Genomic DNA, 12,968 nt, shown 5'->3' with positions numbered 1-12,968 from the left:
CTTCCTGCTGGTCGCTCGGGGCGGGCTCGCGACCGCTCTGGCGGGTCGCGTCGGGATGCCTGTGAAAGACTGACCCGGATGCCTCTCATGCTACCGTCCGGCCCCGAATCGACGCGGAGCATCGCCGGGGTGGCGCACCAGCTGCTCGCAGCGCTGCGCGACGGCACCGCCGACCTGCCGCCCGTGCGATCCGCGGTGCTCGTGGTCGTCGACGGGCTCGGCGCGATCCCGCTGCGCGCGCACGCGGGTCACGCCCGCACGCTGAGCTCGCTGATGGCGAAGAAGGACATCGCCGGCTCCGTGTTCCCCACGACCACGGCATCCGCGCTGACGAGCCTGCTCACCGGCGTCGCCCCTGGCGCCCACGGCATGGTCGGGTACCGCGTGCTCCACCGCGCCACGGACGCGCTGGTCAATCAGCTCACCGACTGGGAGCAGGCGGGGGTCGACCCGCTCACCTGGCAGGCCGCGCCCACCGTGTTCGAGCAGGCGTCGGCATCGGGGCATCCGGTCTTCGCCGTCGGCATGCCGAAGTTCGCGAGCACCGGGTTCACCCGTGCGATCCTGCGCGGCGCCCAGTACCGGCCGGCCCGCTCCGCGGCCGAGCGGGTGGAGCTCGCCTGGGAGCTCGCCGACGCCCACGACGGGGCGCTCGTCTACTGCTACCTGCCCGAGGCCGACAAGGCCGGGCACAAGCACGGCATCGACTCGGCCGAGTGGGTGACCGCGCTCGAGGACATCGACTCGGCGCTCTCGCGCCGGGTGCCGGACGGCGTCGGGGTGCTCGTCACCGCCGACCACGGCATGATCGACGTGCCCCGCCACCGGCAGCTGGTGCTGGATGCCGCGGGCGGCTGGCACGACGGCATCCGGCACATCGGCGGCGAGCCGCGGATGCTGCACGTCTACACCGAACCCGATGCCGATCAGCCGCGCATCCTCGAGCGGTGGCGTCGCGACCTCGACGGTCTCGCCGACGTCGTCTCACGCGTCGAGGCGGTCGATGCGGGCCTGTTCGGCCCGCTGGTGACGGATGCCGCCCGCGAGCGGATCGGCGACATTCTCGTCGTCGCACGCTCGAACAGGGCGCTCTACGACGGCGATGCCGAGGACCAGCGGGGCCGCGACATGGTCGGGCAGCACGGCGGGCTGACCCTGGAGGAGTGGCGGGTGCCCTTCATCCGGATGGGCGCGTTCGCACGCTGATCGTCTCGCAGGTGCGATGACGGGCCGCGCGACCGATCACTCGTCGGTGCGTGCGCCGAAGACGATCTCGTCCCAGCTGGGCATGGCGTTGCGGCGCTTCCGGCGACCGGAGGGTGCCTCTGCGGGCTCGGGCTGAGGCTCCGTCTCGGGCTCGTCCTGAAGCGCGTCGAACAGGGCGATCGGGGCCGGCTCGTCCTGCTCCTCGTCGGTCAGCAGCGGTGCGGACTCACGCTGGCCGCGGCGGCGGCGCAGCGCCTCGAGCAGGTCGGCGGTCTCGGCGCTCGGGTGGCTCTCGTCGGGGGCACGGCGCGCGGCGGCCTCCTGCACCGCCGCGCTGGAGTGCTCGGGCGCGGCCGGGGTCTCGTCCGCCTCCTCGGGCGGCGGCAGCAGGCGAGGACCGAAGGCGCCGGAGTCGAAGCGGCTGTCGTCCTTGTACGGCGACACGCGCTCGGACTCGACCGCGCGCAGCCGGGGGATCAGCCCTTCAGGCAGCGAGCCCTGGCGCGAGAGCTGGGTGGCGTCGGCGTTCACCGGCGACAGCGTGCTGCGCCGGGGATCGAACGACCAGCGAGCGTCGTGCTCGACCTCGGCGGCGGTGAACTCGAGCTTGACGGTCCAGCCGGACTCGTCCTTCCAGCTAGCCCAGCGCTCGTCGGTCGCGCCGAGGTCGGCGAGCTTGGCGCGCACGGCGGCGCCGAAGGTCGGCTGCGCGTCGGGTTCGACCTCGCTGCCGATGAGGACGGGGACGGCGAGCGCCTGGCCCACGATGTGCTCGCGCTCGGCGAGGACCGGACCCTCGAAGCGGGCGACGTCGGCTTCGCTGACGCCGAGCAGGGCCGCGACCTCGGATGCCGAGAGACCGGCGCGAATCTGCGCCTGGATGTCACGCGGGCTGGCGGCCAGACGCACGGCGGCGGGTTCCGCGTCGCGGGTCGCCCGACGCACCTCGCGGTGCAGCACGTCGTCGATGGGCAGCGCGAAGCGCTGTCCGGACTCCGTTGCGAGGACGAGGACTCCCGCTTCCGTTCCGACGATGGTGACGTTTTCCATGCCAATGCCCCTCTGATGGGTGTGCATTCATGCTGTCACGACCGGCTGTGCGTGCCCGGGAATACGCCGGGCGTGCCGCGAGTTTCCCTGTGCAGGATCGCGGGCATTTGCGAAATGGCGCGCGGTCGTGCAAACTAACGCCGCTGAACACCCGGATCAGCGTTCCCCCGAAACCCACTCGCACCACGGAAGTGGAGACTTACCGCATGGCAACCGACTACGACGCCCCCCGCAAGAGCGAAGACGACTCCGAGTCGATCGAAGCACTGAAGGAGCGTGTGCCGAACAACCAGTCCGGCGCCGGCGACGTCGAGGACTCCGACAACCCCACGGCTTTCGAGCTGCCCGGGGCCGACCTGTCGGACGTGGAGGACGTCATCGTCGTCCTGCCCGCCCAGCAGGACGAGTTCACCTGTATGAGCTGCTTCCTCGTGAAGCACCGTTCTCAGCTCGACCACGAGGGTCCCGACGGCCCGATCTGCCGGGAGTGCGCCGCCTGACGACGCACCACGGACGACGCTCGCGCCCCCAGCCGCATGGCTCGGGGCGCGTTCTGCGTTCCGGTACCGGCATCCAGTCCTGTACGGGAAGTGCGCTCAGCGCTGCTCGCGCGCGGCGCGGATCGCCGCGCTGAGACGATCGGGGGTGCGCGTCGAGATCGTCCAGCTGTGCACCGGGTCGGCGGGATCCCCCAGCGGCACGACCACCACCCCGTCGATGCCGCCCCGCAGCAGATACCAGCCGTCGCGGGCGATGTCGCGCGTGCGACGATCGCGGGCCTCCTGACCGGTGAACGGCTGGGGTTCGCCCAGCCAGCGTGCATCGATGTGCGCGCGTCCGGCGTGCAGCACGCCGCCGCGCACCCGCACGACCGGGGAGAGCACGATGCTGAGCACGACCAGCAGCAGCGACACCGCCGCGCCGATGATCACCGCGAAGGTCGTCGCGACCGGCGCGAACACCAGCGAGACCATGGGGCCCGCCAGCGCGATCGTCACGATCATCCACAGGCTGGGGGACAGCCGCTCGCGGTAGATCTCCCGCGCATCCTGTTCGGTGTTCTGCATTAGCCTCATGGGGTGACTCATTCCGTCGTCGTTCCCATTATCGCCGGGCAGGTGCCCTTCTACGCCCACCCCGGCGACGCCGGCGCCGATCTCGTCTCCACCGAGGCCGTGCGGCTCGAGCCGGGGGAGCGCGCCCTGATCGGCACGGGCGTGCGCATCGCACTGCCCGAGGGACACGCCGCGTTCGTCGTGCCCCGCAGCGGTCTGGCCGCCAAGCACGGCATCACCGTGGTCAACTCGCCCGGCACTGTGGACGCCGGTTACCGCGGTGAGATCAAGGTGACCCTGCTGAACACCGACAGCCGGGAAGCGTACGATGTGGCGGTCGGCGATCGCATCGCGCAGCTGATCGTGATGCCCGTGATCCAGGCGCAGTTCGAGCCCGTCGAGGAGCTTCCCGAGAGCGTCCGCGGCGACGGCGGCTTCGGGTCGACCGGCTATACCCAGGGAAAGAGCGAATGACTGAAGAGATCGAGCCCACGCTGAAGTCGGCGCCCGAGGATCGCGCCACGGCGGGCCCCTTCGACGACTCCGAGGCGAACCCGGTGCGCCCGTACATCGATCTGGGCGGCATCAAGGTGCTGCCGCGCGAGGGACTGAACCTGCGCCTCGAGGTCGAGGAGCAGACCAAGCGCATCGTCGCCGTCGGGCTGGACTACGCGGCGTCCTCACTGCAGGTGCAGCCGTTCGCGGCACCCCGCTCGCGCGGACTGTGGGATGAGACCCGGCTCCAGCTGCGCGATCAGATCCGCTCGCAGGGCGGCCGCGTCGAGGAACGCGAGGGGCCGCTCGGCAAGGAGCTGCTGGCCGAGGTGCCCGCGACGGCCGCCGAGGGATCCGAGATGCGCCTGGCGCGGTTCATCGGCGTCGACGGACCGCGCTGGTTCCTGCGCGGCGTGATTGGCGGCGAAGCGGCATCCGATCCAGCCGCCGCCGAGCAGGTGGAGGATCTCTTCCGCTCCATCGTCGTGGTGCGCGGCGGTACGCCGATGCCCCCGCGCGACCTCATCCCGCTGAAGATGCCGTCCACGCCGGGCTCCGCGTGACCCAGCCGCACGACCCCGCAGCCGAGGACGGTCGCGACGAGCCCCGTCCCTCGGAGCTGATCGGCGCCGCCCTCGGCGGCGCGGCGCGGCGTGCAGGGTTCAGCGACGACAGCGGCAGGAGCACCCAGACGGTCGTCTGGGGTGCGATGGGCGGATGGCGCGGCATCCTCGAATCCGTTCTTCCCAGCCTCGCCTTCGTCATCCTCTTCACCCTCTTCCCCGAGCCGCTCGTGCTCTCGCTCGGCGTCTCGGTCGGCCTCGCCGCGGTGTTCACCATCGTCCGGCTCGTGCAGAAGTCCCCGCCGTCGGCTGCGCTGGGCGGACTCATCGCCGCGGGAGCCGCAGCGATGCTCGCCCTGTGGACCGGCCGCGGTGCCGACAACTTCGTCCCCGGACTGATCACCAACGCCGTGTACGGCACGGCGATGATCCTCGCCGCGCTGATCGGCTGGTCGCTGATCGGCCTGGCAGCGGGCTTCCTGATGGGGGAGGGGACGGCCTGGAGGGCCGACCGCCGCAAGCGCCGTGCGTTCTTCTGGCTCGGCATCGCCTGGGGTGTGCTGTTCCTGCTGCGTCTGAGCGTGCAGCTGCCGCTGTACCTCACCGATCAGGTGACTCTGCTGGGCACACTCAAGCTCGTGATGGGCCTGCCCCTGTTCGCGCCGATGGTCGCCGTCACCTGGCTGGTCGTCCGCGCGCTGTACCCGCGCGCCGGATGACCCGGTGCTTCGGCCCCTCTGCTAGATTTATCTCGACATCAAGATAAATTTCGGGCTTTTGCCGAGCGCGGACGCGGCGCACACTGGTAAGGCGTGCCTTGCTAGCCGCGACGCTCGATCGGCGAGCAAGATGGAACCGCCTGTCGCTTCCATCAGATTCAGAAGGAGACGGATACGTGTCCACGGTGAACAGCTTCGGTGCGAAGAGCACCCTGACGGTCGGCAGCACCGACTACGAGATCTTCCGCGTCGACACGGTCGCCGGCTACGAGAAGCTCCCCTTCAGCCTGAAGGTCCTCCTCGAGAACCTGCTGCGCACCGAGGACGGCGCGAACGTGACCAAGGCGCAGATCGAGGCGCTCGGCTCCTGGGACCCGTCGGCTGAGCCCGACACCGAGATCCAGTTCACGCCGGCCCGCGTGGTGATGCAGGACTTCACCGGTGTGCCCTGCATCGTCGACCTCGCCACCATGCGCGAGGCCGTCACCGCCCTCGGCGGCGACCCGAGCAGGATCAACCCGCTCTCGCCCGCCGAGATGGTCATCGACCACTCCGTCATCGCCGACCTGTTCGGCCGCCCCGACGCGATCGAGCGGAACGTCGAGATCGAGTACCAGCGCAACGGCGAGCGCTACCAGTTCCTGCGCTGGGGCCAGACCGCGTTCGACGACTTCAAGGTCGTCCCCCCGGGCACCGGCATCGTGCACCAGGTGAACATCGAGCACCTGGCCAAGGTCATCTACGACCGCAACGTCGACGGCGTGCTGCGCGCCTACCCCGACACCTGCGTGGGCACCGACTCGCACACCACCATGGTCAACGGCCTGGGCGTGCTCGGCTGGGGCGTGGGCGGCATCGAGGCCGAGGCCGCGATGCTCGGCCAGCCCGTGTCGATGCTCATCCCGCGCGTGGTCGGCTTCAAGCTCACCGGCGAGATCCCAGCCGGCGTCACCGCGACCGACGTGGTGCTCACGATCACCGACCTGCTGCGCCAGCACGGCGTGGTCGGCAAGTTCGTCGAGTTCTACGGCGCCGGTGTGGCTTCCGTGCCGCTCGCCAACCGCGCCACCATCGGCAACATGTCGCCCGAGTTCGGTTCGACCGCCGCGATCTTCCCGATCGACGACGTCACCCTCGAGTACCTGCGCCTGACCGGCCGCGACGAGCAGGCCGTCGACCTGGTCGAGCAGTACGCCAAGGCTCAGGGCCTGTGGCACGACCCGGCCGTCGAGCCGTCGTACTCCGAGTACATGGAGCTCGACCTGTCGACCGTGGTGCCCTCAATCGCAGGCCCGAAGCGCCCGCAGGACCGCATCCTCCTCTCCGAGGCCAAGGAGCAGTTCGAGAAGGACATCGTCAACTACGCGACGGCGTCCACCAGCGACGACATCGTCGATCTCGAGTCGAAGCACTCCTTCCCGGCATCCGACCCGGGCGCCGTTCCCGGCGAGGAGGAGCCGACCACCCGCCCCGTGCACATCAACAGCGGTGCGCCGGCGAACGCCTCCAAGCCGATCAAGGTGACCACCCCCGAGGGACTGGACTACATCCTCGACAACGGCGCGGTCACCCTCGCCGCCATCACCTCGTGCACGAACACCTCGAACCCGTCGGTGATGATCGCCGCCGGTCTTCTCGCCCGCAAGGCGCGCGAGAAGGGCCTGAAGCAGAAGCCGTGGGTCAAGACCACGCTCGGCCCGGGCTCGAAGGTCGTCACCGACTACTACGAGAAGTCCGGCCTCGACAAGGACCTCGAGGGTCTCGGCTTCTACACCGTCGGCTACGGCTGCACGATCTGCATCGGCAACTCGGGTCCGCTGATCGACGAGGTCTCGGCCGCGATCAACGACCACGATCTGGCCGTCACCGCTGTGCTCTCGGGCAACCGCAACTTCGAGGGTCGCATCAGCCCCGACGTGAAGATGAACTATCTCGCCAGCCCGCCGCTGGTCGTCGCCTATGCACTGGCCGGCTCGATGCACTTCGACTTCGAGGCCGACGCGCTGGGTCAGGATGCCGACGGCAACGACGTGTTCCTGAAGGACATCTGGCCGGCGCCCGAAGAGGTGCAGGAGATCATCGACTCGTCGATCTCGCGCGACCAGTTCATCAAGCAGTACGCCACCGTGTTCGACGGCGACGAGCGCTGGACGAGCCTGCCGACCCCCACCGGCCCGATCTTCGAGTGGGACGAGAAGTCGACGTACGTCCGCAAGGCGCCGTACTTCGACGGCATGGAGCTCACCCCGGCGCCCGTCACCGACATCACCGGCGCGCGCGTGCTGGCGACCCTCGGCGACTCGGTCACCACCGACCACATCTCGCCCGCGGGCAACATCAAGGCCGGCACCCCGGCGGCGAAGTACCTCGAGGAGCACGGCGTGCGCCAGAAGGACTTCAACTCGTTCGGCTCGCGCCGCGGCAACCACGAGGTGATGATCCGCGGCACGTTCGCGAACATCCGCCTGAAGAACGAGATGGTCAAGGCCGTCAACGACGGTCAGCAGATCGAGGGTGGCTTCACCCGCGACTTCACCCAGGAGGGCGGCCCCCAGGCGTTCATCTACGACGCGTCGATGAACTACCAGGACCAGGGCACCCCGCTGGTGATCTTCGGCGGCAAGGAGTACGGCTCGGGCTCGTCGCGCGACTGGGCGGCCAAGGGCACCAACCTGCTCGGCGTCAAGGCGGTCATCACCGAGAGCTTCGAGCGCATCCACCGCTCGAACCTCATCGGCATGGGCGTCGTGCCGCTGCAGTTCCCCGCCGGTGAGACCTGGGCGTCGCTGGGCCTGGACGGCACCGAGATCGTCTCGATCGAGGGTCTCACCCAGCTCAACGAGGGTGTCACGCCCAAGACGGTCAAGGTGACCGCGACGCCGAGCGAGTTCTCGGCCGAGGGCCGCGAGCCCATCACCTTCGACGCCGTCGTGCGCATCGACACCCCCGGTGAGGCGGACTACTACCGCAACGGCGGCATCCTGCAGTACGTGCTGCGTTCGCTCGTCTGACACCGAACACGAGAGCGCCCCGCCCGGCCCCGGTTCCGAACCGGTGGCCCGGCGGGGCGCTCTGCCGTTGCGTCGTGACCTACGAGAACAGCTGACGCAGCACCTCGGGGTCGCTGGTGTCGATCTGCTGCTGGATCCTGGCGACGAGTCCCTCGTCGTAGAACATGCCCGAGAGCGTGTCGGTCCACATCCTGCGCACGGCCGCAACATCATCCGCATCCGCTGCGGTGCCCATCGCCTCGAGCGTGTGCTGGTACGGGATCTGCTGGAAACCGGCGGGCGCGTTGACCGGGTTGTAGTACGGCACCTCTGGCAGGGACGGATCGTGGAAGATCCGCAGCACCTGGTCGGGGTGGATGGTCCGGGTGTGGTTGAGTTCCGCGAGCGTCCCCGCGTTCCCGATGCACAGTCGCTGGCCGATCGCATCCGGGGCGTCACCGGCGGCGACCGTGTAGGTGACGATCCTTCCCTCCGCATCGTGCCCGACGGTGCCCTCGGCGAGTAGGCGCGATCCACGATCGCGCACCTCCCTGGCCGCCCGCTGATCCATTCCCGGCGTGGTCCAGCCCGTCGCGTCGCATGAGTCGGCGTCGGGTGCGGGCGTCGGGGTCGCCTCGCCGGTCTCCGGAGCGGATGCCGCCGCCGGCACGGCTGACGTCTCCAGCACCTCTGGGACCGGTGTCGCGGTGCAGGCGCTGAGAGCGAGGGCGAGCGCGGCAGCCGAGGCGATCGCGGGCAGGCGGATGCTCATGGCGACATCCTGGCAGGAGTTCCGCCGGTGCGCCGACGGCGCACCGCACACCGAACATCCACCTACTCGGCGTTAGACTGGGTGACGTTCGCGCGACCTCCCGGCCGCGCACGTCGTCGAGTCGCGGAGGAGCGTCCATGCCGATCCTGCCGAGTATCACCGGTCCTCGAGACCTCGATGGCCTCTCGCCCGAGCAGCTCACCGAGCTCGCCACCGAGATCAGGGCCTTCCTCGTCGAGAACGTCGCCCGCACGGGCGGCCACCTCGGACCGAACCTCGGCGTCGTCGAGCTGACGATCGCGCTGCACCGGGTGTTCTCGTCCCCGGACGACCCGATCATCTTCGACACCGGCCACCAGTCGTACGTGCACAAGCTGCTGACCGGACGGCAGGATTTCTCGCTGCTGCGCTCGCGCGGGGGCCTGGCCGGCTACCCGCAGCGCTCCGAGAGCCCGCACGACGTCGTCGAGTCGTCGCACGCCTCGAGCTCGCTCAGCTGGGCCGACGGCCTCTCGCGTGCGCTGACCGCGACCGGACGCGCCGACCGCCATGTCGTCGCGGTCGTCGGCGACGGAGCTCTCACGGGCGGTATGACGTGGGAGGCGCTGAACAACATCTCCGATGACAACGAGCGCAACCTCATCATCGTCGTCAACGACAACGGCCGCTCCTACGCGCCGACGATCGGCGGCATGTCGCGCTACCTGAACCGGGTGCGCACGGCGGCGGCATACCGCGAGATGCATCGCAAGTCCGACCGGCTGTTCCGCTCGTTCGGCCCGTTCGGTCGCGCGGTGTTCCGCGGGGTGCGCGGCGGAACCCGGGGCTTCCTGTCCCGCTTCACCAACAACGTCGCCCTGTATTCCAATCTCGACATCAAGTACCTCGGCCCGGTGGACGGTCATGACATCCCGGCTCTGATGGAGACGCTGCAGCTCGCCAAGGACTACGGCGCGCCGGTCATCGTGCACACCATCACCGAGAAGGGGCGCGGCTACCAGCCCGCGCTGGATGACGAGGCCGACCAGTTCCATGCCGTCGGCCGCATAGATCCCAAGACCGGCGGCTCCCTCGCATCGTCGACCGGCCGGGCCTGGACCGACGTGTTCGCCGAGGCGCTGGTCGAGGTCGGATCGGGTGACGATCGGATCATCGCCATGACGGCCGCCATGCTGCGCCCGACCGGTCTCGCACCGTTCGCGGAGCGGTTCCCCGACCGGGTGTACGACGTCGGCATCGCCGAGCAGCACGCCGTCACCTCGGCCGCGGGCCTCGCCTTCGGCGGGCTGCACCCGGTGGTCGCGATCTACGCGACGTTCATGAACCGGGCATTCGACCAGGTGCTCATGGACGTCGCGCTGCACAAGGCCGGCGTGACGTTCGTGCTCGACCGTGCCGGTGTGACGGGCCCGGACGGCCCCAGCCACCACGGCGTGTGGGACCTCGCCATGCTGCAGCTCGTGCCCGGCATCCGCATCGCCGCACCGCGAGACGCCGCACGCCTGCAGGAAGCGCTGAACGAGGCCGTCGCCGTCGAGCATGCGCCGACGGTGATCCGCTATCCGAAGGGCTCGGTGCCCGACGAGATCGAGGCCATCGACCGGCTGCCCGACGGCGTGGACGTGCTCAGCCGCGACGTCACCGAGGACGTGCTGCTGGTCGGCATCGGCCCGTTCGCCTCGCTCGCCCTCGACGTCGCAGGTCGCCTGCGGGCCCAGGGGATCGGTGCGACCGTGATCGACCCGCGCTGGGCGATCCCCGTCCAGCCGTCGGTCATCGAACTCGCCGCACGTCACCGTCTCGTCATCACCCTCGAGGACGGCATCCGCGTCGGCGGGGTCGGCACGCGGGTGCGCCAGGTGCTGCGCGAAGCAGGCATCGACACGGCCGTCGACGAGCTGGGTCTCCCGGACGAGTTCATCGACCACGCCACCCGCGAGGAGGTGCTCGAGGATGCCGGCCTCACGGCCGCCAGGATCGCGCAGGACGTGGTCGCGCAGGTGCTGGGACGCCGCGTGCCGGTTGCGCGTCAGACGGGCGAGACCGGCGCGATCGAGCTTCCCATCCACGAGAAGCGCTGAGAACCCTCAGTCGAGCTCTGACAGCGCCCGCTCTACGAGAGCGATGACCGCAGGCAGCGCGCGCTGTCGGTCATCGGCGATCAGGCCGACACGCGAGCGGCGGTCGAGCACGTCGTCGGCGGTGAGGGCGAGCTCCGTGCGCACCGCCGACTCCACCTCCGCGCGGGTGAGTGCGATGCCCGGGATCAGCGGCTCCGACGGTACCGGCGCGGTATCGACCAGACGCAGTGTCGTGGTGCGGCACGGGCCTGCTGCGAGGCCCCGCAGCCGCACTGCCGCATCGACGGCATCCTCCGCCATCCGGCGGTAGGTGGTGAGCTTGCCGCCGAGCACGCTCACGAACCCCGAGTCGGATGCCGACACCAGATGCCGCCGCGAGATGTCGGCCGTGCTGCCGTGGGCGGCATCGACCAGCGGCCGCAGCCCCGCGAACGCACCTCGCACCTGCTCGCGCGCGATGGGCTCGGCGATCACACGGTTGATGCTGTCGAGCAGGAAGCGGATCTCGGGCTCCGTCGGCTGCGCCACCTCGGGGATCGGCCCCGGCGCGTCCTCATCGGTCAGCCCGACCAGCACCGTTCCGCCGAGTTGCGGCAGGGCGAACACGTACCGGCTGATCGAGCCCTCGTGCGGGATGGTGAGCGCGGCGGATGGATGCCCCAGATCTGCGCCGTCGAGCACGATGTGCGTGCCGCGGCTGGGACGCACCGAAAGGCCGCTGTCGAGCGACCCCGCCCACACGCCGGTGGCGTTGATCACGCTGCGTGCGCGGATCTCCAGCCTCTCACCGGTGAGCACATCCTCGGCGGCGGCGCCGTCACCGTGCAGCCCCAGCGCCCGTACCCGGGTGAGGATGCGCGCCCCGAGACTCGCCGCCGTGCGGGCGACGGCGACGACCAGGCGTGCATCGTCGACGAGCTGCCCGTCGTAAGCGATCATGCCGCCGCGGAGTCCGCGAGGATCGAGCGCGGGCACGAGCCGGCGTGCGGCGCGAGCGGACACGGCACGCGGACCGGGAAGCGTCGCGCGCCGCGTGCGCGCCTGCATGCGCAGCAGGTCACCCATCGTCATCCCGGTGACGCCGGCCGCGCGCTGGCGGAGGGCGACACCGGGGGAGAAGGGCAGCAACTGCGGCAGCGGACGGATCAGGTGCGGAGCGATCGCCGTCATCAGCAGATGACGCTCCCGGGCGCTCTCGCGTGCGGTGGCGATATCGCCGGTGGCGAGGTAGCGCAGTCCGCCGTGCACGAGCTTGGAGCTGAACCGGCTGGTGCCGAAGGCGAGATCCTCCGCCTCGATGAGGGCGACGGTCAGCCCGCGGGATGCCGCATCCAGCGCCACGCCCGCACCCGTGATCCCGCCGCCCACGACCAGCACGTCGACCGTCTCGGATGCGGTGCGCTCCAGCTCGCGGCGCCGCCGGACCGCGCTGAGGTCGGGGGAGCGGCCGGTCATGGCCGCAGCAGCCCGTCGAGCGCCGCGCGCAGCTCGTACTCCCACGCCGCCTCGTCGATGAGATCCGACACTGTGCCGTGCGAGAGGATCGCCGACTGCGCGATCAGCAGCAGCATGACGGCGATGTGCTGCGGCTCACCGGTGCGCACCGAGCCCGCCGCCTGCGCCGCCTCGATCGACTCGGCCATGCGCTGCAGGATCGCCCGCTGATTCGCCCCGAACCGTTGCAGGGTGTATCGCGTGAAGACCTCGGGCTCGCGTTCCAGCAGGGCCGCATACAGCGGATCGGCGCGGAACGCGGCCGAGAAGCGCAGCACATCGTCGACGATCTGCACTCTGGCGGCCGACACCGGCACATTCTCGAGCAGCACGAGCACCCGGCGCAGCAGCACGGCCCGCACCACCTCGTCGGCGCCCGCCCAGCTGCGGTAGATCGTCGGACGGCTGACGCCCCCTTCGCGCGCGAGCTCGGCGATCGTCAGGCTGCTCACGCCGCGCTGCGCGATCAGGCGCTCGGCGGCGTCGAGGATGCGCTGCTGGGTGCCGTCCCAGCCCGCGATCTGTGGTTGACGAGTTGCCATA

General features: G+C 70.2%; 12 protein-coding genes. 7 read left to right on the top strand and 5 right to left on the bottom strand.

The genetic code is table 11. The features are described 5' to 3' along the window. Nucleotides 1-78: 78 nt before the first annotated feature. Entirely contained in the window at nucleotides 79-1,206 is a 1,128-nt protein-coding gene (locus H7694_RS08030) for an alkaline phosphatase family protein (protein WP_227468351.1), read from the top strand. Between the two features lie 36 nt (nucleotides 1,207-1,242). On the opposite strand, the gene sepH is transcribed toward H7694_RS08030, so the two are convergent. Next, on the bottom strand, nucleotides 1,243-2,256 hold the full coding sequence (gene sepH, locus H7694_RS08025; RefSeq protein WP_193598968.1) for a septation protein SepH: 1,014 nt from the start codon (nucleotides 2,254-2,256) through the stop codon (nucleotides 1,243-1,245). Between the two features lie 206 nt (nucleotides 2,257-2,462). On the opposite strand from sepH, the gene H7694_RS08020 reads away from it, so the two are divergent. After that, entirely contained in the window at nucleotides 2,463-2,756 is a 294-nt protein-coding gene (locus tag H7694_RS08020; protein ID WP_193598967.1) for a DUF4193 domain-containing protein, read from the top strand. A 96-nt stretch (nucleotides 2,757-2,852) separates the two neighbouring features. Here the strand turns inward: H7694_RS08020 and H7694_RS08015 are convergent, their stop codons facing one another. Beyond that, entirely contained in the window at nucleotides 2,853-3,332 is a 480-nt protein-coding gene (locus H7694_RS08015; protein ID WP_227468350.1) for a DUF3093 family protein, read from the bottom strand. Between the two features lie 3 nt (nucleotides 3,333-3,335). On the opposite strand from H7694_RS08015, the gene dut reads away from it, so the two are divergent. The 4 genes from dut (at nucleotide 3,336) to H7694_RS07995 (ending at nucleotide 8,099) form a co-directional block, all read left to right on the top strand. After that, the gene (gene dut / locus H7694_RS08010) at nucleotides 3,336-3,785 is read left to right on the top strand and encodes a dUTP diphosphatase (RefSeq protein WP_193598966.1); all 450 of its coding nucleotides are present in this window, start codon (nucleotides 3,336-3,338) and stop codon (nucleotides 3,783-3,785) included. Beyond that, on the top strand, nucleotides 3,782-4,369 hold the full coding sequence (locus tag H7694_RS08005; protein WP_193598965.1) for a DUF3710 domain-containing protein: 588 nt from the start codon (nucleotides 3,782-3,784) through the stop codon (nucleotides 4,367-4,369). Before dut ends, H7694_RS08005 begins: the two co-directional genes overlap by 4 nt. Continuing rightward, entirely contained in the window at nucleotides 4,366-5,088 is a 723-nt protein-coding gene (locus H7694_RS08000; protein WP_193598964.1) for a DUF3159 domain-containing protein, read from the top strand. The genes H7694_RS08005 and H7694_RS08000 overlap by 4 nt, the downstream gene beginning before the upstream one ends. Before the next feature lie 176 nt (nucleotides 5,089-5,264). After that, nucleotides 5,265-8,099 carry an aconitate hydratase gene (locus tag H7694_RS07995; RefSeq protein WP_193598963.1) on the top strand — a complete coding sequence of 945 codons (2,835 nt, stop codon included), beginning with the start codon at nucleotides 5,265-5,267 and terminating at the stop codon, nucleotides 8,097-8,099. Nucleotides 8,100-8,178: 79 nt separating this feature from the next. Here H7694_RS07995 and H7694_RS07990 read toward each other — a convergent pair whose 3' ends face one another. Further along, on the bottom strand, nucleotides 8,179-8,850 hold the full coding sequence (locus H7694_RS07990) for a hypothetical protein (RefSeq protein WP_193598962.1): 672 nt from the start codon (nucleotides 8,848-8,850) through the stop codon (nucleotides 8,179-8,181). A gap of 137 nt (nucleotides 8,851-8,987) precedes the next feature. Here H7694_RS07990 and dxs point away from each other — a divergent pair, with 137 nt between their 5' ends. Beyond that, a complete protein-coding gene (gene dxs / locus H7694_RS07985; protein WP_193598961.1) occupies nucleotides 8,988-10,931 on the top strand; it encodes a 1-deoxy-D-xylulose-5-phosphate synthase in 1,944 nt (647 codons plus the stop codon). A gap of 6 nt (nucleotides 10,932-10,937) precedes the next feature. Here the strand turns inward: dxs and H7694_RS07980 are convergent, their stop codons facing one another. Together H7694_RS07980 and H7694_RS07975 are read right to left on the bottom strand one after the other, a co-directional pair. Continuing rightward, nucleotides 10,938-12,386, bottom strand: a complete 1,449-nt coding sequence (locus tag H7694_RS07980) for a glycerol-3-phosphate dehydrogenase/oxidase (RefSeq protein ID WP_193598960.1) — start codon at nucleotides 12,384-12,386, stop codon at nucleotides 10,938-10,940. Further along, entirely contained in the window at nucleotides 12,383-12,967 is a 585-nt protein-coding gene (locus tag H7694_RS07975; protein ID WP_193598959.1) for a TetR/AcrR family transcriptional regulator, read from the bottom strand. Before H7694_RS07975 ends, H7694_RS07980 begins: the two co-directional genes overlap by 4 nt. Nucleotide 12,968 lies beyond the last annotated feature (1 nt).

Source organism: Microbacterium sp. YJN-G, assembly GCF_015040615.1.
Taxonomy (GTDB): Bacteria; Actinomycetota; Actinomycetes; order Actinomycetales; family Microbacteriaceae; genus Microbacterium.
This window is presented reverse-complemented; position numbering and strand designations above follow the sequence as displayed.

Coding starts and splice junctions, on each gene's coding strand:
- H7694_RS08020 (WP_193598967.1), top strand. CDS start 2,463: ATGGCAACCGACTACGACGCCCCCCGCAAGAGCGAAGACGACTCCGAG.
- H7694_RS08015 (WP_227468350.1), bottom strand. CDS start 3,332: ATGAGGCTAATGCAGAACACCGAACAGGATGCGCGGGAGATCTACCGC.
- H7694_RS07980 (WP_193598960.1), bottom strand. CDS start 12,386: ATGACCGGCCGCTCCCCCGACCTCAGCGCGGTCCGGCGGCGCCGCGAG.
- H7694_RS07975 (WP_193598959.1), bottom strand. CDS start 12,967: ATGGCAACTCGTCAACCACAGATCGCGGGCTGGGACGGCACCCAGCAG.
- dxs (WP_193598961.1), top strand. CDS start 8,988: ATGCCGATCCTGCCGAGTATCACCGGTCCTCGAGACCTCGATGGCCTC.
- H7694_RS08005 (WP_193598965.1), top strand. CDS start 3,782: ATGACTGAAGAGATCGAGCCCACGCTGAAGTCGGCGCCCGAGGATCGC.
- H7694_RS08030 (WP_227468351.1), top strand. CDS start 79: ATGCCTCTCATGCTACCGTCCGGCCCCGAATCGACGCGGAGCATCGCC.
- sepH (WP_193598968.1), bottom strand. CDS start 2,256: ATGGAAAACGTCACCATCGTCGGAACGGAAGCGGGAGTCCTCGTCCTC.
- H7694_RS07990 (WP_193598962.1), bottom strand. CDS start 8,850: ATGAGCATCCGCCTGCCCGCGATCGCCTCGGCTGCCGCGCTCGCCCTC.